Here is a 22,347-nt window from a genome sequence, read left to right on the forward strand (position 1 = left end):
CCGGCAAGCCGGGGCATAGAACGATCAATGACGGGGCCTCCCATACCACTTGGGGGCCCCGTCCGTGCGCAACTTCTGCAATTCGCCGCATACTGCTGAAAAGCATCGCGCGGCCACGTTACTGTCAGTTTCGTGTTCGCTGCAGAACGTCGCCAGTTGATCCTCGAAATGGTGCGCGCCAACGGAGCCGTGTCGCTCCGTGAGCTCGCCCGCGTCGTCCAGACCTCGGAGGTGACCGTACGGAGGGACGTACGGGCCCTGGAGGCAGAAGGACTCCTCGACCGCCGCCACGGCGGTGCGGTGTTGCCGGGCGGATTCACGCGAGAATCCGGCTTCCCGCAGAAATCCCATCTCGCGACCGCGGAGAAGACGGCCATCGCCGACGTCGCGGCGAGCCTCGTCGAAGAGGGCGAGGCCATCGTCGTCGGCGCCGGGACGACCACGCAGGAGCTGGCCCGCCGGCTCGCCCGCGTGCCCGGCCTGACCGTGGTCACCAACTCCCTGCTCGTCGCCCAGGCCCTCGCCCACGCCAACCGGGTCGAGGTCGTCATGACCGGCGGCACCCTGCGCGGCTCCAACTACGCGCTCGTGGGCAGCGGGGCCGAGCAGTCGCTCCAGGGGCTGCGGGTCTCCCGGGCCTTCCTCTCCGGGAGCGGCCTGACCGCCGAGCGCGGCCTGTCCACCTCCAACATGCTCTCCGCGAGCGTGGACCGGGCGCTGGTCCAGGCGGCGGCCGAGGTCGTGGTCCTCGCCGACCACACCAAGCTGGGCTCCGACACCATGTTCCAGACGGTGCCCACGGACGTGATCACCCGTCTGGTCACCGACGAGCCCCCGGCCCACGACGAGCGGGCCGCCACCGAGCTCCAGGCCCTCGCGGACCAGGGCGTGCAGATCGCCGTCGCGGGCACGGGCGGCGCCGGCTCCGCCGGAGGTGACCAGCTCCCCCCGGGCGCCCGGCCCCGCCGTGACGTGCCCCTCCCGGTCCAGCGCGGCCGGATGGCGGCGGGCCAGTTCCGGGGCCCGGGCGGCGGCCTTGCCGCGGAGACGCTGGAGCGCACGGCCCGGGTCGCGGACCTGCGCCGCCGCTGAGGGCCGAGGGGCCGTAAGCCGCAGCCGTACGCCGAGGGACCCTCCCCCGGGGGTCCCGCGCCCGGAGCCGTACGCGGCTCGGAGACGTACGCACCCCGCAGCCGTACGCGGCCCGGAACCGCGCGTGTCTCCGTACGCGTACGCGCGCGCGTGCCTCAGGCCTCGATGCCCCGCAGCGTCAGCTCCAGCAGGCGGTCCGCCAACTCCCGGTCCTCCGGGCACTGTTCCGCCGTCAGCGCGATCGCGTTGGTGAGCTGCATCAGATCGCCGATCGACACGTCGGCCCGCACCCGGCCCGCCTCCCGGGCCCGGACGAGCAGCCGCTCGCCCGCCGCGCGCAGCGGGTCGCTGCACCCGGAGAGCGCCGAACTCCGGTCGTACGAGGCGGACATCAGCGCGTGCGCGAGGCCCCGGTACTCGCCCGCGTGGGCGACCAGGGCCCGCAGCCACTCCACGAGCGCCCGGCACGGCTCGTCGGCGTCCGCCAGCGCGCGCGAGCGGTCGAGGAGTTCCGCCAGGGCCTCCTGGAAGACGCCGTTCAACAGGTCGGCGCGGGTGGGGAAGTGGCGGTAGAGGGTGCCGATGCCCACGCCCGCGCGGCGCGCGATCTCCTCCAGGGGCGCGTCGGCGCCCCGGCCGGCGAAGGCGGCGCGGGCCTCGGCGAGCAGGCGTTCGTGGTTGCGGCGTGCGTCGGCGCGCATGGGTGACGGAGGCCCTCCACTCGGCGAAGGGCCCGCAGGCGGCTGCCTGCGGGCCCTCCGTACCGTACTGGGTGCGGCGTCAGTCCTTGATGTCGCAGATGGAGGCGCCGGAGGTGACCGAGGCGCCGACCTCGGCGTTGAGGCCCTTGACGGTGCCGGAGCGGTGCGCGTTGAGCGGCTGCTCCATCTTCATGGCCTCCAGGACGACGATCAGGTCGCCCTCCTTGACCTCTTGGCCCTCCTCGACCGCGACCTTCACGATCGTGCCCTGCATCGGGGAGGCGAGGGTGTCGCCCGAGGCCGCCGGGCCGGACTTCTTCGCCGCGCGGCGCTTGGGCTTCGCGCCGGCCGCCAGACCGGTGCGGGCCAGGGACATGCCCAGCGACGACGGCAGCGAGACCTCCAGGCGCTTGCCGCCGACCTCGACGACGATCGTCTCGCGGCCCGACTCGTCCTCGTCGGCGTCCGCGCCGGCCGGGGCGAAGGGCTTGATCTCGTTGACGAACTCCGTCTCGATCCACCGGGTGTGGACCCGGAACGGGTCCGCGGTGAACGCCGGGTCGACCACGACCGCGCGGTGGAACGGGATGGCGGTGGCCATGCCCTCGACCTTGAACTCCGCCAGGGCGCGCGAGGCGCGCTGGAGGGCCTGCTCGCGGGTGGCGCCGGTGATGACCAGCTTGGCCAGCAGCGAGTCCCAGGCCGGGCCGATGACCGAGCCGGACTCCACGCCCGCGTCCAGACGCACGCCGGGGCCGGTCGGGGGCTGGAAGAGGGTGACGGTGCCGGGGGCCGGGAGGAAGTTGCGGCCCGGGTCCTCGCCGTTGATGCGGAACTCGAAGGAGTGACCGCGGATCTCCGGGTCGCCGTAGCCGAGCTCCTCGCCGTCGGCGATCCGGAACATCTCGCGGACCAGGTCGATGCCCGTGACCTCCTCGGTCACCGGGTGCTCGACCTGGAGGCGGGTGTTGACCTCCAGGAAGGAGATCGTGCCGTCCAGGCCCACGAGGAACTCGACCGTGCCGGCGCCGACGTAGCCGGCCTCCTTCAGGATCGCCTTCGACGCGGTGTAGAGCTGCTTGTTCTGCTCCTCCGTCAGGAACGGCGCGGGGGCCTCCTCCACCAGCTTCTGGTGGCGGCGCTGGAGCGAGCAGTCACGGGTGGAGACCACGACCACGTTGCCGTGGGTGTCGGCCAGGCACTGCGTCTCCACGTGGCGCGGCTTGTCCAGGTAGCGCTCCACGAAGCACTCGCCCCGGCCGAAGGCCGCCACGGCCTCGCGGACGGCGGAGTCGTACAGCTCCGGCACCTCTTCGAGCGTGCGGGCGACCTTCAGGCCGCGGCCGCCGCCGCCGAAGGCGGCCTTGATCGCGATCGGCAGGCCGTGCTCCTTCGCGAAGGCCACGACCTCCTCCGCGCCCGAGACCGGGTCGGGCGTGCCGGCGACCAGCGGGGCGCCGGCGCGCTGCGCGATGTGACGCGCCGCCACCTTGTCGCCCAGGTCCCGGATCGCCTGCGGCGGCGGGCCGATCCAGATCAGGTCCGCGTCCAGGACCGCCTGCGCGAACTCGGCGTTCTCCGAGAGGAAGCCGTAGCCCGGGTGGACCGCGTCCGCGCCGGAGTCCTTCGCGGCCTGGAGGACCTTGGCGATGTCCAGGTAGCTGGTGGCCGGAGTGTCACCGCCCAGGGCGAACGCCTCGTCGGCCGCACGGACGTGCAGAGCGTCCCGGTCCGGTTCGGCGTACACGGCCACGCTGCCGATGCCGGCGTCCCGGCACGCCCGGGCCACACGGACAGCGATTTCGCCACGGTTGGCGATGAGCACCTTGCGCACGATGGCTCCCTCCTTGAAACAAGCTGAGTTTAGGGACTGCCGACACGGCCTTTCGACCCGTCCCCAGTGGTGAGCTTTCCCACACGGAGGGTGACCCCGGGCCTGCTCGGATCGTGATTTCCCTTGTCGCACCACGGTACGCAGGGTTCCTTTACGGCACAGTAGCTCCGAGGTGTGGCGCAGGTCTCTGTTCACGTGGCCAGTGGCCGTTCGGGTTTCTTTGTCGGGTCTCTACGAACGCTCCGGCGTTTCTTTGCCCGGCCTCCGGTCGTGGCCCGGCGTGTGCGAACCCTTGTCCAGGGGTTTACCGGCCAGTAGCCTTCCCGCTGTCGATCGTACTGTCGGTAACAGGCGAATCCAGGGGGTGGCCGAGGTGGCCCGCAGACCGATAGCTCTCGCGACGGCCGTGGTGCTCCTCCTGGAGGCACCCGGCATCGTCGCCGTCAACGCCGTCATGGCGCGCTTCGTGGAGGCCCAGTCGATGTCCCTCGACGGCATGGACCCCGACGCGATGGTCACCGGCACCTGGGCCCTCGGCATCGTCTCCGGGGCCGCCCTCGTCCTCTGCGCCCTCGTCGCCCTCCTCGCGGGCCTCCGCGACCGCCGCCCGGGCCGCCTCGGCCGGGGCCTGCTCATCGGCTGCGCGATCGTCCACGGCGTCCTCGGCGCGGTCTCCGTCGGTCTCCTCGGCTGGGAGGCCTTCGCCTTCCTGACGGTCGTTCTGGGCCTGATCGTCCTCACCCTGGTGGCGTACGGGAAGGAGCCCGGGGCGCCGGTCGCGGAGGAGGCCCCGGCGCCCGCCTAGGGCGTGTCGGGCCCTCAGGCCCAGAGGTCGGTGATCTCGACGCCCAGCTTGCGCAGCAGCCGGCGCAGCAGCGGCAGGGACAGGCCGATCACGTTGCCCGGGTCGCCGTCGATGCCGTCGATGAACGGCGCCGAGCGCCCGTCCAGGGTGAACGCGCCCGCCACGTGCAGCGGTTCGCCGCTCGCCACGTACGCCGCCACCTCCTCGTCCGTCGGCTCGCCGAAGCGGACCACGGTGGAGGCGGTCGCGGACTCGTAGCGCTTGGCGGCCGTGTCGTACACGCAGTGGCCCGTCTGGAGGATGCCGACCCTGCCCCGCATCGCCTTCCAGCGGGCGACGGCCTCCTCGGCGTCGGCCGGCTTGCCCAGCGCCTTCCCGTCCAGCTCCAGGACCGAGTCGCAGCCGATGACGAGCGCGCCGGACACCTCCGGCCGGGCGGCCACGTGGGCGGCCTTCGCCTCCGCGAGGGCGAGCGCGAGCTCGGCCGGGGTCGGGGCGTGGACCTTGTCCTCGTCGACGCCGCTCACGATCACCTCGGGAGCGAGTCCGGCCTGCCGCAGCAGACCGAGCCGGGCGGGGGAGGCGGAGGCGAGCACGACACGGCGCGGATCAGCAGTCATGGGGGCAGCGTAGCCAGTGCGGAGGGCCCGGACCCACCGGACCGCCGGGGTACGCGCGCGCGTGGCTCAGCGCACGCCGACCGCGAACATCGCCACCACCATCGCGAGGGCGAGGAGCACGCCCGCGCGGCGGAGCATCGCCTGCGTCTCGCGCATGAACTTGGGCGGCTGGTTCTTCGGGTCGGACCACAGCATGCCTCCGATCCTGCGGCCGGAAGGGCCGCGGCGCCTGAGTACGGATACTCAACCGCGCCGGTGCGGGAGGACTGTCCGGAGACCGGGACGGGGGTCGGGGCGGGGCAGGGACCGGAGAGCCGGAAAGCCGGAGACCGGGGCTGCGAGACCGGACGCACGCGCGCGGAGGGCCGGGCCCCCCGCACACGGGACCCGGCCCTCCGGCCCTGACTCTCCTACGCGGGCCAGTACGACCTCGCCCAGGCCCGCGGGCCCGGGCGCTGCCGTACGGCCCGCGCGATACGGGAGGGGTCCGACCACCCCTCCGGTACCGCCGGGCCGCCGTCCCCGGCGGACGCCGCCGCCGTGGCCGCGGCCCGGGCCTGGACCACCGCCAGTGCGGCGGCCAACTCCTCCGGAGTCGGGTTTCCTCGTACGACCTTGATCATGTCGGCTCCTTGGAGGTCCGGAGGGGCTGCTACAGCGGGATGTTGCCGTGCTTCTTCGGAGGCAGGGATTCCCGCTTCGTACGGAGCTGACGCAGGCCCTTGACGATCTGCGGGCGCGTGTCGGACGGCAGGACCACGCCGTCGATGTACCCGCGCTCGGCCGCCGTGTACGGGTTGAGCAGGGCGTCCTCGTACTCCTGGATCAGCCGCGCCCGGGTGCCCTCCACGTCCTCGGCCTCCGCGATCGTCCTGCGGTGCAGGATGTTGACCGCGCCCTGCGCGCCCATGACCGCGATCTGCGCCGTCGGCCACGCCAGGTTCAGGTCCGCGCCCAGGTGCTTGGAGCCCATGACGTCGTACGCGCCGCCGAAGGCCTTGCGGGTGATGACCGTGATCAGCGGGACCGTGGCCTCCGCGTACGCGTAGATCAGCTTCGCGCCGCGCCGGATGATGCCGCCGTACTCCTGGTCCACGCCCGGCAGGAAGCCCGGCACGTCCACGAAGGTCAGGACCGGGATGTTGAAGGCGTCGCAGGTGCGCACGAAGCGCGCGGCCTTCTCGGAGGCGTCGATGTCCAGGCAGCCGGCGAACTGCATCGGCTGGTTGGCGACCACGCCGACCGGGAAGCCCTCGACGCGGCCGAAGCCGGTCAGGATGTTCGGCGCGAAGAGCGCCTGCGTCTCCAGGAACTCGCCGTCGTCCAGGACGTGCTCGATGACCTTGTGCATGTCGTACGGCTGGTTCGCCGAGTCCGGGATCAGCGCGTCCAGCTCGCGGTCCTCGTCCGACACCTCGGTGTCCGCGGTCTCCGGGAAGGCCGGCGGCTCCGACAGGTTGTTCGAAGGGAGGTAGGAGAGCAGGGACTTCACGTACTCGATGGCGTCCTTCTCGTCCCCCGCCATGTGGTGCGCCACGCCCGAGGTCGCGTTGTGCGTCCGGGCGCCGCCCAGCTCCTCGAAGCCCACGTCCTCGCCGGTCACCGTCTTGATGACGTCGGGACCCGTGATGAACATGTGCGAGGTCTGGTCCACCATCACCGTGAAGTCGGTGATCGCGGGCGAGTACACCGCGCCGCCCGCGCACGGGCCGACGACCAGCGAGATCTGCGGGATCACGCCGGAGGCGTGGGTGTTGCGGCGGAAGATCTCGCCGTACATGCCGAGCGCGCTCACGCCCTCCTGGATGCGGGCGCCGCCGGAGTCGTTGATGCCGACGACCGGGCAGCCGGTCTTCAGCGCGAAGTCCATCACCTTGATGATCTTCTGGCCGTACGTCTCGCCGAGCGCCCCGCCGAAGACGGTGAAGTCCTGCGAGAACACCGCCACCGGGCGCCCGTCGACCGTGCCGTAGCCGGTGACGACGCCGTCGCCGTAGGGACGGTTCTTCTCCAGGCCGAAGTTGGTGGAGCGGTGCCGGGCGAACTCGTCCAGCTCGACGAAGGACCCCTCGTCGAGGAGGAGGGCGATCCGCTCGCGCGCGGTCAGCTTCCCCTTCGCGTGCTGCTTCTCCACCGCACGCTCCGAGCCGGCGTGGGTGGCCTCGTCGATACGGCGCTTGAGGTCCGCGATCTTGCCCGCGGTCGTGTGAATGTCGATCTCGTACTGCTCTGCCGGCTCGGACATCGGGATGCGGCTCCCTGCCTGGTCACGGGGGGTTCGTTGACTGCGAATGGGCTACTGCTGCCCTACTGACCCGTAGCGTATCCACGCCGATACGGTTCGGCACTGCGGTCTTTGCCACACCTACTCTGGCTTGCATGACGTCCTCACAAGGCTCCGGCGGACGCTGGTCCGACCTCGACCGTCCCCCGCTCAACGAGACCGCGCTGCGCCGCGCGCTCGTCCTCCCCGACGGACTGTGGACCTCGTTCGACGTGGTCCCCACCACGGGATCCACCAACACCGACCTCGCCGCCCGGGCCGCCGACCTGCCCGAGGGCGCGGTGCTCGTCGCCGAGGAGCAGACCTCGGGCCGGGGCCGCCTCGACCGCACCTGGACCGCCCCCGCCCGCTCCGGGATCTTCGTCTCCGTGCTGCTCAAGCCGGACGTGCCCGCCCACCGCTGGGGCTGGCTCCCGCTGCTCACCGGCGTGGCGGCGGCGACCGGCCTCGCGAAGGCCGCCGGCGTCGACATGTCCCTCAAATGGCCCAACGACCTCCTGGTTTCCGTCCGGGGCGAGGAACGCAAGACCGGCGGCATCCTCGCCGAGCGGGCCGGCCCGGACGGCGTCGTCGTCGGCCTCGGCCTCAACGTCACCCTCCGCGAGGACGAACTCCCCGTCCCCGGCGCCGGGTCCCTCCTCCTCGCCGACGCGGTCTCCACCGACCGCGACACCCTCCTGCGGGCCGTCCTGCGCTCCCTCGCCCAGTGGTACGGCGAGTGGACGCGGGCCGGCGGCGACCCCGAGGCCTCCGGGCTCCAGGAGGCCTACGCGGCCGGCTGCGCGACCCTCGGGCGCCGGATCAGGGCCGAGCTGCCCGGCGAGCGCACCCTGGAGGGCGAGGCGATCGCCCTGGACGGCGACGGGCGCCTGGTGGTGGCCACGGAGGGCGGCGGCACGGAGGCGGTGGGCGCGGGCGACATCGTCCACGTACGGACGCCGGACGTCTGACGGCCCCGCCGGGGCGGCAGGGGCGGTTCCGGAACGGGCCGGGCCCGGCCGGAGAAGGGTCCGGGCCCGGCCGTACGGGGTCCGGACCCCGTCCGAGGGACGGAACGGCTCGCCGTCGGGGCGTGAGCCATTCCACACCTGTCGTATCGTGGAGCGCGATCCAGGCGACAGATCGGCAGGGCAAGTGGGCAGGGAACGGGCAGGAGGCGGCCGGTGACCGTCGACGACGAGAACACGGGCGGAACGCCCGGGCCTCCCGCGTACCCCACCCCCCATCACGAGGTCGACCACACGGCCGAACCGAGCGACGACCCCCTCGCCATCCGCCTCGAACAGCTCATCCTCGGCGCGGACCGCCGCTACACCCCCTTCCAGGCCGCCCGGACCGCCGGCGTCTCCATGGAGCTGGCCTCCCGCTTCTGGCGCGCCATGGGCTTCGCCGACATCGGGCAGGCCAAGGCCCTCACCGAGGCCGACGTGCTCGCCCTGCGGCGACTCGCGGGCCTCGTCGAGGCCGGGCTGCTCAGCGAGCCGATGGCCGTGCAGGTGGCCCGTTCCACCGGACAGACCACCGCCCGGCTCGCCGAGTGGCAGATCGACTCCTTCCTGGAGGGCCTCACCGAGCCGCCCGAGCCCGGCATGACCCGCACCGAGGTCACGTACCCCCTGGTCGAGCTGCTCCTGCCCGAGCTGGAGGAGTTCCTGATCTACGTGTGGCGCCGGCAGCTCGCCGCCGCCACCGGCCGGGTCGTGCAGGCCGCCGACGACGAGGAGATGGTGGACCGGCGGCTCGCCGTCGGCTTCGCGGACCTCGTCGGCTTCACCCGGCTCACCCGCCGTCTGGAGGAGGAGGAGCTCGGCGAGCTGGTCGAGGCCTTCGAGACGACCTGCGCCGACCTCGTCGCCGCGCACGGCGGCCGGCTCATCAAGACCCTCGGCGACGAGGTGCTCTACGCGGCGGACGACGCCGGCATCGCCGCCGAGATCGCGCTCCGGCTGATCGAGACCCTCGGCCACGACGACACGATGCCCGCGCTGCGCGTCGGCATCGCCTTCGGCACCGTGACGACCCGGATGGGCGACGTCTTCGGCACCACCGTGAACCTCGCCAGCCGGCTCACCTCGATAGCCCCGAAGGACGCCGTCCTGGTCGACAGCGCCTTCGCGAAGGAGCTGACCAGGACCGGCGAGGCGCCCGTCTCGGAGGCGGAGGCGGCCGAGGAGGCGGCCCGCGCCGAGAAGGAGGGCCGCACGCCCGCCGCGTACCGCTTCGCGCTCCAGCCGATGTGGCAGCGGCCGGTCCGGGGCCTCGGCGTCATCGAACCCTGGCTCCTGGGCCGCCGTCCCACTTAGGATCTCCCCGTGAACGCCGGTTAACAGCCGTTAACGGGCGGAGCCGGCTGGTGGGAGGGTGTGCGGTCATGTCCGAGCAGCGTTTCGGTGAGTTCGTGGTGGTCCGGCGGGAGGGGCACGTCGCGGAGCTGGTCCTCGACCGGCCCAAGGCGATGAACGCGGTCTCCTCCGAGATGGCCCGCTCCCTCGCGGCCGCCTGCGACGCGCTCGCCGCCGACGCGGCCGTCCGCGTCACCGTCCTCACCTCCTCGAACGACCGCGCCTTCTGCGTCGGCGCCGACCTCAAGGAGCGCAACTCCTTCACCGACGCCGAACTGGTCCGCCAGCGCCCGACCGCCCGCGCCGCCTACACCGGCGTCCTGGAACTGCCCATGCCGACCGTCGCCGCCGTGCACGGCTTCGCCCTCGGCGGCGGCTTCGAGCTGGCGCTCGCCTGCGACGTGATCGTGGCCGACGCGACCGCCGTCGTGGGCCTGCCCGAGGTCTCCGTGGGCGTCATCCCCGGCGGCGGCGGTACGCAGCTGCTCCCGCGCCGGGTGGGCGCGGCCCGCGCCGCCGAGCTGGTCTTCACGGCCCGCCGGGTGGAGGCGGCCGAGGCCCGCGAGCTCGGCCTCGTGGACCTCCTGGCGGAGGACGCGCGCGCGGGCGCCCTGGAGCTGGCCGGGCGGATCGCGGTCAACTCCCCGGTGGGCCTGCGCGCCGCGAAGAAGGCCATGCGGCTCGGCCAGGGCCTGGACCTGCGGGCCGGCCTGGAGGTCGAGGACGCGGCGTGGCGCTCGGTGGCCTTCTCGGGCGACCGGGCCGAGGGCGTGGCGGCCTTCAACGAGAAGCGGAAGCCGGAGTGGCCGGGCGAGTGACCCGACCGGTTCGCCCGGCACCGGTCCGCCCGCACCGATTCGTCCGGCGGGTGACTTTCCGTGACGCCCCGAAGGGGAAAACGGATCAAACCTCCCTAAGCTGGAGGAATGGGTGAGGACGGGCGGTTGCGGGCCGTAGTGGCGCTGGCGCAGGCGATGGCGGCGGCGCACACTCCACGGGAGTTCTGGCGGGCGGCCGCGCTCGGGGCCCGCGACGGGCTCGACGGGAGCTTCGCCGCCCTCTCCGTCTGGCAGCGCGACCACGGACGGCTCAAGGTCCTGGTGAACGCCGGGGAGCGGGCCGTGGGGGAGGAGGAGTTTCCGGACGCGGAGACGTACCCGGTGCACCAGTTCCCCGAGATCACCGAGTTCCTGCACGAGCGCTGGGCGGGCGGCGGCGAGCCGGACGCCTGGGTGGAGACCGCCGCCGACCCCGTCCCGACCGGCCGGGTGACCGGTCTGCGGCGGCGCGGGCGCGGCTGCTGCGTGGTCGCCCCGATCGTGCTCCACGGGCGGGCCTGGGGCGAGCTGTACGTGGCCAGGCCGCCCCGGCAGAAACCTTTCACCAACGCGGACGCGGGCTTCGCGACCGTCCTCGCCGCGGTCGTCGCGGCGGGCATCGCCCAGGCCGAGCGCCTGGAGGAGGTCCGCAAGCTGGCCTTCACCGACCCCCTGACGGGCCTGGCCAACCGGCGGGCCGTCGACACCCGTCTGGACGAGGCCATCGAGCGCTACCGGACGGACGGCTCCGTGGTGAGCCTGGTGGTCTGCGACCTCAACGGCCTCAAGCGGGTCAACGACACCCACGGCCACGCGGTCGGCGACCGCCTCCTCGAACGCTTCGGCTCCGTCCTCTCCCGCTGCGGCGCCCGACTCCCCGGCGCCCTCGCGGCCCGCCTCGGCGGCGACGAGTTCTGCCTCCTGACGGTCGGCCCGACGGCGGACGAGGTGGTCGCGGTCGCCGAGGAGCTGTGCGTACGGGCGGCGGAGCTGGAGCTGGGCGAGGGCGTGGCCTGCGGAGTGGCCTCCACGGGCGACCCCATCGGGCCCCTCAAGTCGGCCCGCCGCCTCTTCCGCCTCGCGGACGCCGCCCAGTACCAGGCCAAGGCGGGCCGCTCGGCGAAGCCCGTGGTGGCGGGGCGCGACGGCACGGTCGTGCGCCTCGCGGACGCGCCGCCCGGCGCCCGCGACCGCCGCCGCTTCCGCGACGCGCCGACGGTGGAGCTGCCGGAGCCGGGGACGGCGGCACCCGGACCGCCGGATGCGGATCCGGATACGGATACGGACCTGGGCCCGGATCCGGTTCCGGAGCGCCCCGGGTCCGCGGCCTGGCCCGTGGAGCCGCCGGGCGAGGAGCCGACGGAGACGGCCCTCCGGCCCGAGGGGCCGACCGGGACGGCCCTCCGGCCCGAGGAGCCCCCGTCGGCGGACCGGTGAGGCCGGGGTCCGGGTACTCACCGGAAGTGAGTACGCGCGCGCTGCCCCGGCCCCGGGGCGCGGGGCGAGACTCGGCGCATGGAACAGAACGCGGGACAGAACACGGGGCGGAACACGCAGCGGGCGCTCGCCGCCCTCCTCCTGACGGCCCTCCTCGCCGCCGGCGCCTGGGCCGCCTGGCTGGGCTGGGACCAGCACCGCGACGAGCACCCCGACGGATCGGTGAGCGGCCCGTACGAGGTCTGGCAGGTGGCGGGCCTGGTGCTGACCCTCCTGGTGCCGGTGTGCTGGGCGGCGGCCCGGCGGCAGGCCCCGGGCGCCGTCCTCGGCACCACGGCCGGCCTGACCGCCGCCGCCTTCCACGACTGGTCGGACGACGGCAGCGGCCTCTTCGTGATCGGGGTCGGCATGGTCCTGCTGGGCAGCCTCGCGGCGACCTCCGTGGTCTCCCTCCTGACCGCCCTCGCGACGGGCTCCCCCGGCGGCGGGAACGGCACCGGCCCGGTAAGGGACAACCCCCCGCAGGGCCGGTGACGAAATCCCCTAGTGACAGGTCGGTCTTCAATCCGTAGGGTGCTGAATATGGATATGCAGACAGTCGTCCTCGGCACGTCCGGCACGACCCCGCAGGACGTCGTCGACGTCGCCCGCCACGGCGCCCGCGTCGAGCTGTCGACCGAGGCCGTGCAGGCCCTCGCCGCCGCCCGGGAGGTCATCGACGCGCTCGCCGCCAAGCCCGAGCCCGTCTACGGGGTCTCCACCGGCTTCGGCGCCCTCGCCACCCGGCACATCAGCCACGAGCTCCGCGCGCAGCTCCAGCGCAACATCGTGCGCTCGCACGCCGCCGGCATGGGCCCCCGCGTGGAGCGCGAGGTCGTGCGCGCCCTGATGTTCCTGCGCCTGAAGACCGTTGCCTCCGGCCACACCGGCGTCCGCCCCGAGGTCGCCCGCACCATGGCCGACGTCCTCAACGCCGGCATCACCCCGGTCGTGCACGAGTACGGCTCCCTCGGCTGCTCCGGCGACCTCGCCCCGCTCTCCCACTGCGCCCTGGCGCTCATGGGCGAGGGCGACGCCGAGGGCCCCGACGGGCGGGTCCGCCCCGCCGGCGAACTGCTCGCGGAGCACGGCATCGCGCCCGTCGAGCTCAAGGAGAAGGAGGGCCTCGCCCTCCTCAACGGCACCGACGGCATGCTCGGCATGCTGGTCATGGCCCTCGCCGACCTCGACACCCTCTACAAGTCGGCCGACGTCACCGCCGCCCTCTCCCTCGAAGCCCTCCTCGGCACCGAGAAGGTCCTCGAACCCGAGCTGCACGCCATCCGCCCCCACCCCGGCCAGGCCGCCTCCGCCGCCAACATGCTGGCCGTGCTCAAGGGCTCCGGCCTCACCGGCCACTTCCAGGCCGGCGAGGCCCCCCGCGTCCAGGACGCCTACTCGGTCCGCTGCGCCCCGCAGGTCGCCGGCGCCGGCCGCGACACCCTGGCCCACGCCCGCCTCGTCGCCGAGCGCGAGCTCGCCGCCGCCGTCGACAACCCGGTGGTCCTGTCGAACGGCGAGGTCCGCTCCAACGGCAACTTCCACGGCGCCCCCGTCGCGTACGTCCTCGACTTCCTCGCGATCGCCGCCGCCGACCTCGGCTCCATCGCCGAGCGCCGCACCGACCGGCTCCTCGACAAGAACCGCTCGCACGGCCTGCCGCCCTTCCTCGCCGAGGACGCCGGCGTCGACTCGGGCCTGATGATCGCCCAGTACACGCAGGCCGCCCTGGTCAGCGAGATGAAGCGGCTCGCCGTCCCGGCCTCCGCCGACTCCATCCCGTCCTCCGCGATGCAGGAGGACCACGTCTCCATGGGCTGGTCCGCCGCCCGCAAGCTGCGCACCGCGATCGGCAACCTCACCCGGATCATCGCCGTCGAGCTGTACGCCGCCACCCGGGGCGTCGAGCTCCGCACGGGCCTCACCCCGGCCCCCGCCTCACGGGCCGTCATCACCGCCCTGCGCGCGGCCGGCGTCCAGGGCCCCGGCCCGGACCGGTTCCTCGCCCCCGACCTGGCCGCCGCCGACGCCTTCGTGCGCGAGGGCGGGGTCGTCGCCGCCGTGGAGCCCGTCACCGGTCCGCTGGCGTAAGGACGTTGGAGCACGGGTGAGGGCCCGCCCCGGCCGGAGCATCCCGGCGGGGGCGGGCCCTCACGCGTAAGTGCGCGGCGGGGGAAAGCGGTTCAGGAGGCCCGGCCCCGGCGGCGCATCGCGAGCACCACGAAACTCGCGCCGACCGCCAGGAACGCCGTCCCGCCGAGCACGTACGGCACGGTGTCCCGGCCGCCGGTCTCCGCGAGGCGCCCGTCGTTCGCGGCGGGGCCGTTCGCGGGCACCCCGACCCGTACTCCGCCCTGGTCCACGGCGTTCGCGGACGGTACGAACCACAGGGCGCACAGCAGCGTTCCCGCGACGGCGGCGGTCAGCAGGAGACGTCGGGCGGCGGACACGGAGATTTCGATCCTCCTTGCGGAAACCACGAACAGGGCGGCGTGTTGATGCTAATGAACACAGCGGGTCGCGGGAAAGCCGAGGCCCCTCGGACCCCTACGCTCCGAACCATGAGCACTTCTGACACCACGCGCTATGTACGCCTTCGCGTCGATGTGGTCCTGGAGATCGACGGACCGGCCGAACTGGCCGAGGCCGCCGAGGCCCGGATCGACGCCGACGAGTTCATGCCCGAGGAGGAGCGGGAGCACGCCCGCGCCGCCGCGCGCGAGGACGGCGCCGAGGCCCTCGCCTACCTCGTCGAACCCTTCGACCTGATCCGCGACGTCCCCGGCATCGAGATGGTCCAGGCCTCCTGGAGCAGCGAGGAGATCGACTACGACCCCGATGCGCTGGAATGGGACCTCGGGGAGGAGGATGGGGCGGAGGAAGACGACGACGACCAGCCGTAGGGCCGGTGTCCTGCCTGCTCGCGGGCCCCGGGACACCGTTCCGGGGCCCTCCCGCGACACCGGGCGCGCGACGGGAACCGGACGCTCCGCCGGCGCGTGTCGATCAGTGGTGTTCCCCACAAATCGTTCGGTTCCCGAACCGAACGCGTTGTCATGGGTAGGGAAGCAAGCGTGCACAGGGAATCGGCGACGATGGAGGAGCGTGTGATGACGGACGGCAAGCGCCGCAGGAGCCTGGCGGCCGCGGCTGCCCTGCTCAGCGGTGTGTTGGTGCTCTCGGCGTGCGACGACGGCGACAAGGGCGGCAGCGGCGCCTCCGGAACCGCGACCCCGCAGTCCCAGGAGCAGGTCGACGAGGCGGCGGCGCAGAAGACCTCCAAGGCCCGGATCACCATCTCGCCGAAGAACGGCGCCCAGGACGCCTCCATCAACAACGACGCCAAGGTCACCGTCGCCGACGGCAAGCTCACCGAGGTCGTCATGACCTCCGCCGAGGGCACGGCGGTCAAGGGCGAGATAGCGGCCGACGGCCTCAGCTGGAAGCCGACCGTCGCGCTCAAGCGCGCCACGGTCTACAAGATCACCGCCACCGCCGCGGACGCGGCCGGCCTGGAGGCCCACGAGAACTCCTCGTTCACCACCGTCTCGCAGGCCAACAGCTTCATCGGCAACTTCACGCCCGAGGACGGCTCGACCGTCGGCGTCGGCATGCCGGTCTCGATCAACTTCAACAAGGCGATCACCGACAAGAAAGCCGTCCAGAGCGCCGTCACCGTCAGCTCCAGCTCCGGCCAGGAGGTCGTCGGCCACTGGTTCAGCCCCCAGCGCCTCGACTTCCGCCCCGACGCGTACTGGACCGAGGGCTCGACCGTCACGCTGAAGCTGAACCTCGACGGCGTCGAGGGCGCCGACGGCGTCTACGGCGTCCAGCAGAAGACCGTCACCTTCAAGATCGGCCGCAACCAGGTCTCCACCGTCGACGTCGCCACCAAGACCATGACGGTCAAGCAGGACGGCAAGACGGTCAAGACCATCCCGATCTCCGCCGGCTCCCCGGAGAACCCGACCTACAACGGTCAGATGGTGATCTCCGAGAAGTTCAAGGAGACCCGGATGAACGGCGCCACCGTCGGCTTCACCGACGACGACGGCAAGGGCGAGTACGACATCAAGGACGTGCCGCACGCCATGCGCCTGTCCAGCTCGGGCACCTTCATCCACGGCAACTACTGGGGCCCGGACTCGATCTTCGGCTCCTCCAACACCAGCCACGGCTGCGTGGGCCTCAACGACGTCAAGGGCGCCGGCGACCCCAACCAGATGGCCGCCTGGTTCTACGACCACTCGCTCGTCGGCGACGTCGTGATCGTCAAGAACTCCAAGGACAAGACGATCGCCCCCAGCAACGGCCTCAACGGCTGGAACATGAGCTGGTCGGACTGGAAGGCCGGCTCGGCGGCCTGAACCCGCCCCCGCGCCTCCCGCACTCCCGCACGCACGTAGAAAGGGCCCCCTCCACCGGGAGGGGGCCCTTCGCGCTCTTCCCGCCCGCCTACCGCGCGTCCACGGCCTCGTCCACGCCCCACTGCGCGAGCAGCCGCAGCGCGTCCGCCGAGGGCGTGCCCGGCTCCGCGTGGTACGTCACGAGCACCAGGTCCGGATCGGCGCCGGACACCTTCAGCGTCTCGTACGACAGCTCCATCTCGCCCACCAGCGGGTGCCGCATCCGCTTCGTGCCGTGGCCCTTGTCCGCCACCGTGTGCGCCGCCCACAGCGAGCGGAACTCCTCGCTGCGCACCGACAGCTCGCCCACCAGCGCGAGCAGCTTCGGATCGTCCGGGTAGCACCCCGCGTACAGTCGCAGCACGCTCACCACCTCGGTCGCCTTGCACTCCCAGTCGAGGTAGAGCGAGCGCGCGTTCGGATCGAGGAAGACCATCCGGGCCATGTTCCGCTCGTGCGGCTCCCAGGTGGTGAAGTCGCCGAGCAGCGCCCGCGCCATCCGGTTCCAGGCGAGCAGGTCGAGGCGGCGCCCCAGGACGACGGCGGGCACCCCGTCCATCGAGTCGAGCAGGTGCGCGATGCCCGGCCGCACCTGCTGGGGGCGGGAGATCGCCGCCCGCTGCCGCTTCTTCACCGTCGGCTTCGCCAGGTGCGTCAGATGCGCCCGCTCGGTGTCGCTCAGGCGCAGCGCCCGCGCGATCGCGTCCAGGACCTCCATGGACACGTTCCGGCCGTTGCCCTGTTCGAGCCGGGTGTAGTACGCCACCGAGACCCCGGCCAGCTGCGCCAGCTCCTCCCGGCGCAGCCCCGGCACCCGCCGGTGCCGCCCGAACTCGGGCAGTCCCACGTCCTGGGGCTTCAGCCGGGCCCTGCGGGAGCGCAGGAATTCACTGAGTTCGGCACTGGGGTCCACCCGGCCCATTATCGCCGCCGGTCCGCGCCGGCGGACGCGCGTTCCTGTCCCTGGCAGTAGTAGGCACACCGGTCGTAGGCAGGACAGGTGGCTGGGTGAAGCCGCTGTTCCCGGGCAGGCTCGGGGCCATGACCACGAACGTGACCACCGTCCCCGCCTACGCCGCGCCCGCCGCCCACGCCCCCCTCGCCCGCACCACTGTGCCGCGCCGGCCGGTCGGCGAACACGACGTCCTCATCGAGATCAAGTACGCCGGCATCTGCCACTCCGACATCCACCAGGCGCGCGACGGCTGGGGCGAGGGCATCTACCCGATGGTCCCCGGCCACGAGATCGCCGGCGTGGTCGCCGCGACCGGCTCCGGCGTGACGAGGTTCGAGGTCGGCGACCGGGTCGGCGTCGGCTGCTTCGTGGACTCCTGCCGCACGTGCGAGTACTGCCGCCAGGGCCTGGAGCAGTACTGCGTCGAGGGCGGCACGGGCACGTACAACGCCCGCGACAAGAACGGCGAGCCGACCTACGGCGGCTACTCCACCCACATCGTCGTCGACGAGAACTACACCCTGCGCATCCCCGAGGGCATCGGCCTCGACGAGGCCGCCCCGCTGCTCTGCGCCGGCATCACCCTCTACTCGCCGCTCGCCCACTGGCAGGCCGGCCCCGGCAAGAAGGTCGCGATCGTCGGCCTCGGCGGGCTCGGCCACATGGGCGTCAGGATCGCGCACGCGCTCGGCGCCGAGGTGACGGTCCTCAGCCAGTCCGAGAAGAAGCGGGAGGACGCCCTGAGGCTGGGCGCCGACCACTACCACGCGACGAGCGACCCGGAGACCTTCACCGCGCTCGCCGGCACCTTCGACCTGGTGATCTCCACCGTCTCGGCACCGCTGGACTTCGACGCCTACCTGGGCCTGGTGCGCACGGACGGCGCCCTGGTGAACGTGGGCGCCCCCGAGGAGCCGGTCCGGGTCAGCCTGTTCTCCCTGATCGGCGGCCGCAAGACCCTCGCCGGCTCGATGATCGGCTCCATCGCCGAGACGCAGGAGATGCTCGACTTCTGCGCCGCGCACGGCCTGGGGGCGGAGATCGAGGTGATCGCGGCGGACCGGATCAACGAGGCGTACGAGCGGGTGATCGCGAGCGACGTCCGCTACCGCTTCGTGATCGACACGTCGACCATCTGACGGGTCCGGACAGCGTGCCGGGGCATGACGTCGGGAGTAATCGACCCGTACGGCATGCCCCGGCACGCTGTCCCCATGACCGCATACGCACTCGGAAACCTGCACCCGAAGCCCGTCCTCGACGAGGAGGTCTTCACGTACATGGAGCGCGTCCAGGCCACCCTGGACCCCTACGGAGGCCGCTTCCTCGTCCACGGCGCCCCCGCCCGCGAGGTCCCGGAAGGCACCTGGCCCGGCGCCCTCGTGATCATCGCCTTCCCGACCTACGAGAACGCCCGAGCCTGGTACGCCTCCGCCCCCTACCGGGCCCTGATCCCCCTCCGCACCCGCCACATGACCGGCGACGTCCTCCTGATCGACGGGGTCCCGGAGGGATACGACCCGGCGACGACGGCGGCGGCGCTGAGGGAGGCGGCGGCGGGGTGACCGGGGCGGACGGCAAGGGCCACTGACAGGGCCACTACTCCGCCTTCGCCACCCCGATCGGGCACGAGACCCCCGTGCCGCCGATGCCGCAGTAGCCCGCCGGGTTCTTGTCCAGGTACTGCTGGTGGTACGCCTCCGCCGGGTAGAACGGGCGGTCGGCGGCCGGCAGGACGTGGGTGGTGATCTCGCCGTAGCCCGAGCCCGTCAGGACCTTCTGGTAGGCCTCGCGGGAGGCCTCGGCCGCGGCGGCCTGGGCGGGGGAGTGGGTGTAGACCGCCGAGCGGTACTGGGTGCCCACGTCGTTGCCCTGGCGGAAGCCCTGCGTCGGGTCGTGGGACTCCCAGAACAGCTTCAGGAGGGACTCGTACGAGACCTTCGACGGGTCGAAGACCACCCGGACGATCTCCGTGTGGCCGGTCAGGCCCGAGCAGACCTCCTCGTAGGTCGGGTTCCGCGTGAAGCCGCCCTGGTAGCCGACGAGGGTCGTCCAGACGCCCTCGGTCTGCCAGAACTTGCGCTCGGCGCCCCAGAAACAGCCCAGGGCGAAGTCGGCGACCTCCAGACCCTCCGGGTACGGGCCGACGAGCGGGTTGCCGAGGACCGTGTGGCGCCCGGGCACGGAGAACTCCGGCTCGGCGCGGCCCGGCAGGGCCTGCTCGGGGGTGGGGAGGACGGGGGTGCGGGACAGGAACATGCTGCATCTCTCCTCGACGGTCGTCGGCAGTCCGCACAACAAGCGCGGGAGCGCCGGGATTCCCTCAGCGCGGCAGCGTCAGCGGGCTGCCGCCGTTCGCCTCGTACCCCGCCACCGCCAGGTTCCGGAAGACCGTGTACTCCGCCGCCGGGTCCGCGCCCAGCGTCCACGGCACCGCGCCCACGTGCCCGTCCACCTTCACGAACTGGTGCATGGCCTCCGCCCAGCGTTCGTCCCGCACCAGGAACCACACCAGCAGATGGCGCACGTGCGCCAGCATCGGGTCGTCGGGGCGGGCCGAGTGCACCGCGTACAGCGCGCCCTCCACCGCCTTCGACACCACCTGCGTACGGAAGAAGTCCTGCACGAGCACCACGTCCGGCACGTGCTCGTACACCGCGAACAGCGGCAGCGCGGCGAGCAGCGAGCCGCGCGGGGCGCGCGCCGCCGCCGTCGTCGCGAAGTGGTCGGCCTCCTCGCGCGAACCGTGCCACTTCTCGCACCAGTAGTGCAGCGCCGCCAGGTGCGCCCCCATGTGCTGCGGCGCCCGGTCGATCACCTTCGCCCACACCTGGTCGAACCGCTCGTGCTCGTAACCGAGACCGCGCGCCACGGCCAGCCGCGTGATGTACGGGACGGGGTCGCCCGGGGCGAGCAGCGCCGCCTCCTCGGTGACCTTCAGCGCCTCCTCCAGGATGATCCGGAAGTCGTCGCTCCCGGCCGCCGAGGAGCGCCACGCCTGCTGCACCAGGAACTCGGCGTGCACCGCCGCCCCGCCCGCGTCCTTCGGCGCGTCCGCCCGCCAGGCCCGCAGCCACGCCCCGCCGACGCCCGGCCTCTCCCCGAGCTCCAGGCAGGCCGCGCCCGCGAACGCCTGCACGCGCTGCCAGCGCAGCTCGCCGTCCTTGCCGGTGCCGGCGAGCAGCTGCGAGGCCGCCTTCCAGTCCTGGGTGGCCTGCACGACGTTCAGCACGTCGAGCAGGTCCTCGTCCGCCCCCGGCAGCCGCACGTCCTGGTCCTCCTGCGGCACGAACCCGTACGCCTCCGGATCCGCCGCGTCGGGCGAGCCCGGCACGGCCAGCCGGATGCCACCGCTCCGGCGGCGCAGCACGTAGGGGCCGAGGACGCCGAACAGCAGCCCGAGCGCGATGAGGAACCAGAGAATCTCCATGTGTCCATTGTCCAGGACAGGCCGTGAGACGAACGCGGCGGCGGGGGCCCGGCGGCACTACGCTCCTGAGCATGAGCGACCAGCACATCCACCAGAGCTTCGAGACCCGCGCGATCCACGCGGGCAACACCGCCGACCCGCTGACCGGCGCGGTCGTCCCGCCCATCTACCAGGTCTCCACGTACAAGCAGGACGGCGTGGGCGGGCTGCGCGGCGGTTACGAGTACAGCCGCAGCGCCAACCCGACCCGCACCGCCCTGGAGGAGAACCTGGCGGCCCTGGAGGGCGGCCGGCGCGGCCTCGCCTTCGCCTCCGGCCTCGCCGCCGAGGACTGCCTGCTGCGCGCCCTGCTGGTCCCCGGCGACCACGTCGTCATCCCGAACGACGCCTACGGCGGCACCTTCCGGCTCTTCGCCAAGGTCGTGCAGCGCTGGGGCGTGGACTTCTCGGTCGCGGACACCTCCGACGTCGCCGCCGTGCGGGACGCGATCAACGACCGTACGAAGCTGATCTGGGTCGAGACCCCCTCGAACCCGCTCCTCGGCATCACCGACATCGAGGCCGTCGCGGGCGTCGCCCGCCAGGCCGGCGTGAAGCTCGTCGTCGACAACACCTTCGCCTCGCCCTACCTCCAGCAGCCGCTGGCGCTCGGCGCGGACGTCGTCGTGCACTCGCTCACCAAGTACATGGGCGGCCACTCGGACGTCGTCGGCGGCGCCCTGGTGACGGCCGACGCGGCCCTCGGCGAGGAGCTGGCGTACCACCAGAACGCGATGGGCGCGGTCGCCGGCCCGTTCGACTCGTGGATCGTGCTGCGCGGCATCAAGACCCTCGCCGTGCGCATGGACCGGCACAGCGAGAACGCCGAGAAGATCGTCGAGATGCTGGTCCAGCACCCGAAGGTGACCCAGGTCCTCTACCCGGGCCTCCCCGAGCACCCGGGCCACGAGATCGCCGCCAAGCAGATGCGGTCCTTCGGCGGCATGATCTCCTTCCGCGTGGAGGGCGGCGAGGAGGCGGCCGTAGAGGTCTGCAACCGCGCCAAGCTCTTCACCCTCGGCGAGTCCCTGGGCGGCGTCGAGTCCCTCATCGAGCACCCGGGCCGGATGACCCACGCGAGCGTCGCGGGCTCCGCCCTGGAGGTCCCGGCCGACCTCGTCCGCCTCTCGGTGGGCATCGAGAACGCCGACGACCTGCTCGCCGACCTGCGGCAGGCGCTGGGCTAGATCCGGCGGCGGACGTACGACGGCCGGGCGCGGGCCCCATGGGGTCGCGCCCGGCCGTCTCCGTGTTTCCGTGTGGCGCTGTGCTCCCGTACGCCCTCAGGCCGGGACCTTCTCGTCCTCCAGGTCCGCGCGGACCATGGCCCGCAGCTCGGGGGTGTCCTCGTGGCCGTGGACGGAGACCGCGTGCTCGGCGGCGGCCCGTACCACTTCCTCCTCCTCACCGACGATGGTGAGGGTGCAGCCCATGACGCTCGGCGTCCTGCGGCAGTCGGCGACTTTCCTGGTCATGACAGCCTCCTCGGCACCCGTGTGCGTGCCGTTCCCCTCCAGCCTAGGGCGTGTCCGGCGGATCGGGGTC

Annotated in this window: 23 protein-coding genes and 1 pseudogene; 13 read left to right on the forward strand and 11 right to left on the reverse strand. The window is 72.8% G+C overall.

What is annotated here, in order from left to right:
- The first annotated feature begins 132 nt into the window (after positions 1-132).
- Positions 133-1,092 carry a DeoR/GlpR family DNA-binding transcription regulator gene (locus AB0398_RS01260; RefSeq protein WP_366371311.1) on the forward strand — a complete coding sequence of 320 codons (960 nt, stop codon included), beginning with the start codon at positions 133-135 and terminating at the stop codon, positions 1,090-1,092.
- A gap of 155 nt (positions 1,093-1,247) precedes the next feature.
- On the opposite strand, the gene AB0398_RS01265 is transcribed toward AB0398_RS01260, so the two are convergent.
- Positions 1,248-1,793 (reverse strand): helix-turn-helix domain-containing protein, encoded by a 546-nt coding sequence (locus AB0398_RS01265; protein WP_366371313.1) that lies wholly within the window; start codon positions 1,791-1,793, stop codon positions 1,248-1,250.
- A gap of 79 nt (positions 1,794-1,872) precedes the next feature.
- Positions 1,873-3,627 carry a biotin carboxylase N-terminal domain-containing protein gene (locus tag AB0398_RS01270; RefSeq protein ID WP_366371315.1) on the reverse strand — a complete coding sequence of 585 codons (1,755 nt, stop codon included), beginning with the start codon at positions 3,625-3,627 and terminating at the stop codon, positions 1,873-1,875.
- A gap of 373 nt (positions 3,628-4,000) precedes the next feature.
- On the opposite strand from AB0398_RS01270, the gene AB0398_RS01275 reads away from it, so the two are divergent.
- Complete coding sequence (locus AB0398_RS01275; RefSeq protein ID WP_366371317.1) at positions 4,001-4,432, forward strand: hypothetical protein; 432 nt, start codon at positions 4,001-4,003, stop codon at positions 4,430-4,432.
- 14 nt (positions 4,433-4,446) lie between these two features.
- Here AB0398_RS01275 and AB0398_RS01280 read toward each other — a convergent pair whose 3' ends face one another.
- From AB0398_RS01280 to AB0398_RS01295, 4 genes are all read right to left on the reverse strand, one after another.
- Positions 4,447-5,052 (reverse strand): nucleoside triphosphate pyrophosphatase, encoded by a 606-nt coding sequence (locus AB0398_RS01280; protein WP_366371319.1) that lies wholly within the window; start codon positions 5,050-5,052, stop codon positions 4,447-4,449.
- 66 nt (positions 5,053-5,118) lie between these two features.
- A complete protein-coding gene (locus AB0398_RS01285; RefSeq protein ID WP_366371321.1) occupies positions 5,119-5,247 on the reverse strand; it encodes a hypothetical protein in 129 nt (42 codons plus the stop codon).
- A gap of 215 nt (positions 5,248-5,462) precedes the next feature.
- A complete protein-coding gene (locus AB0398_RS01290) occupies positions 5,463-5,675 on the reverse strand; it encodes an acyl-CoA carboxylase epsilon subunit (protein ID WP_366371323.1) in 213 nt (70 codons plus the stop codon).
- 29 nt (positions 5,676-5,704) lie between these two features.
- Entirely contained in the window at positions 5,705-7,297 is a 1,593-nt protein-coding gene (locus tag AB0398_RS01295; RefSeq protein ID WP_366371325.1) for an acyl-CoA carboxylase subunit beta, read from the reverse strand.
- A 134-nt stretch (positions 7,298-7,431) separates the two neighbouring features.
- Between AB0398_RS01295 and AB0398_RS01300 the strand changes: the two genes are divergently transcribed.
- From AB0398_RS01300 to hutH, 6 genes and pseudogenes are all read left to right on the forward strand, one after another.
- On the forward strand, positions 7,432-8,286 hold the full coding sequence (locus tag AB0398_RS01300; protein WP_366371327.1) for a biotin--[acetyl-CoA-carboxylase] ligase: 855 nt from the start codon (positions 7,432-7,434) through the stop codon (positions 8,284-8,286).
- Between the two features lie 213 nt (positions 8,287-8,499).
- On the forward strand, positions 8,500-9,639 hold the full coding sequence (locus AB0398_RS01305; protein ID WP_366371329.1) for an adenylate/guanylate cyclase domain-containing protein: 1,140 nt from the start codon (positions 8,500-8,502) through the stop codon (positions 9,637-9,639).
- Between the two features lie 68 nt (positions 9,640-9,707).
- On the forward strand, positions 9,708-10,496 hold the full coding sequence (locus AB0398_RS01310) for an enoyl-CoA hydratase-related protein (RefSeq protein ID WP_366371331.1): 789 nt from the start codon (positions 9,708-9,710) through the stop codon (positions 10,494-10,496).
- Between the two features lie 108 nt (positions 10,497-10,604).
- Positions 10,605-11,711, forward strand: a pseudogene (locus AB0398_RS01315) (GGDEF domain-containing protein); the annotation flags it as partial.
- A 300-nt stretch (positions 11,712-12,011) separates the two neighbouring features.
- Complete coding sequence (locus AB0398_RS01320) at positions 12,012-12,467, forward strand: hypothetical protein (RefSeq protein ID WP_366371333.1); 456 nt, start codon at positions 12,012-12,014, stop codon at positions 12,465-12,467.
- A gap of 54 nt (positions 12,468-12,521) precedes the next feature.
- Positions 12,522-14,063, forward strand: a complete 1,542-nt coding sequence (gene hutH, locus AB0398_RS01325; RefSeq protein WP_366372325.1) for a histidine ammonia-lyase — start codon at positions 12,522-12,524, stop codon at positions 14,061-14,063.
- A 92-nt stretch (positions 14,064-14,155) separates the two neighbouring features.
- On the opposite strand, the gene AB0398_RS01330 is transcribed toward hutH, so the two are convergent.
- Positions 14,156-14,422 (reverse strand): hypothetical protein, encoded by a 267-nt coding sequence (locus tag AB0398_RS01330; RefSeq protein ID WP_366371335.1) that lies wholly within the window; start codon positions 14,420-14,422, stop codon positions 14,156-14,158.
- A 111-nt stretch (positions 14,423-14,533) separates the two neighbouring features.
- On the opposite strand from AB0398_RS01330, the gene AB0398_RS01335 reads away from it, so the two are divergent.
- Positions 14,534-14,875 (forward strand): hypothetical protein, encoded by a 342-nt coding sequence (locus AB0398_RS01335; protein WP_366371337.1) that lies wholly within the window; start codon positions 14,534-14,536, stop codon positions 14,873-14,875.
- Between the two features lie 207 nt (positions 14,876-15,082).
- Positions 15,083-16,339: an Ig-like domain-containing protein gene (locus AB0398_RS01340; protein ID WP_366371339.1), complete on the forward strand. Its 1,257-nt coding sequence runs from the start codon at positions 15,083-15,085 to the stop codon at positions 16,337-16,339.
- A gap of 88 nt (positions 16,340-16,427) precedes the next feature.
- Here AB0398_RS01340 and AB0398_RS01345 read toward each other — a convergent pair whose 3' ends face one another.
- Entirely contained in the window at positions 16,428-17,300 is an 873-nt protein-coding gene (locus tag AB0398_RS01345; RefSeq protein ID WP_366371341.1) for a helix-turn-helix transcriptional regulator, read from the reverse strand.
- 119 nt (positions 17,301-17,419) lie between these two features.
- Here AB0398_RS01345 and AB0398_RS01350 point away from each other — a divergent pair, with 119 nt between their 5' ends.
- Both AB0398_RS01350 and AB0398_RS01355 read left to right on the forward strand, forming a co-directional pair.
- Positions 17,420-18,472, forward strand: a complete 1,053-nt coding sequence (locus tag AB0398_RS01350) for an NAD(P)-dependent alcohol dehydrogenase (protein WP_366371343.1) — start codon at positions 17,420-17,422, stop codon at positions 18,470-18,472.
- A 75-nt stretch (positions 18,473-18,547) separates the two neighbouring features.
- Positions 18,548-18,898, forward strand: a complete 351-nt coding sequence (locus AB0398_RS01355; protein WP_366371345.1) for a DUF1330 domain-containing protein — start codon at positions 18,548-18,550, stop codon at positions 18,896-18,898.
- A 34-nt stretch (positions 18,899-18,932) separates the two neighbouring features.
- On the opposite strand, the gene msrA is transcribed toward AB0398_RS01355, so the two are convergent.
- Together msrA and AB0398_RS01365 are read right to left on the reverse strand one after the other, a co-directional pair.
- On the reverse strand, positions 18,933-19,592 hold the full coding sequence (gene msrA / locus AB0398_RS01360) for a peptide-methionine (S)-S-oxide reductase MsrA (protein WP_366371347.1): 660 nt from the start codon (positions 19,590-19,592) through the stop codon (positions 18,933-18,935).
- 64 nt (positions 19,593-19,656) lie between these two features.
- On the reverse strand, positions 19,657-20,763 hold the full coding sequence (locus tag AB0398_RS01365) for a hypothetical protein (RefSeq protein ID WP_366371349.1): 1,107 nt from the start codon (positions 20,761-20,763) through the stop codon (positions 19,657-19,659).
- Positions 20,764-20,834: 71 nt separating this feature from the next.
- On the opposite strand from AB0398_RS01365, the gene AB0398_RS01370 reads away from it, so the two are divergent.
- On the forward strand, positions 20,835-21,989 hold the full coding sequence (locus AB0398_RS01370) for a cystathionine gamma-synthase (protein ID WP_366371351.1): 1,155 nt from the start codon (positions 20,835-20,837) through the stop codon (positions 21,987-21,989).
- 96 nt (positions 21,990-22,085) lie between these two features.
- Here AB0398_RS01370 and AB0398_RS01375 read toward each other — a convergent pair whose 3' ends face one another.
- A complete protein-coding gene (locus AB0398_RS01375) occupies positions 22,086-22,277 on the reverse strand; it encodes a DUF1059 domain-containing protein (RefSeq protein ID WP_366371353.1) in 192 nt (63 codons plus the stop codon).
- Between the last annotated feature and the right edge of the window lie 70 nt (positions 22,278-22,347).

Origin of the sequence: Streptomyces sp. NPDC086147, from assembly GCF_040702165.1 — a bacterium.
In the GTDB taxonomy this organism is placed as follows: Bacteria; Actinomycetota; Actinomycetes; order Streptomycetales; family Streptomycetaceae; genus Streptomyces.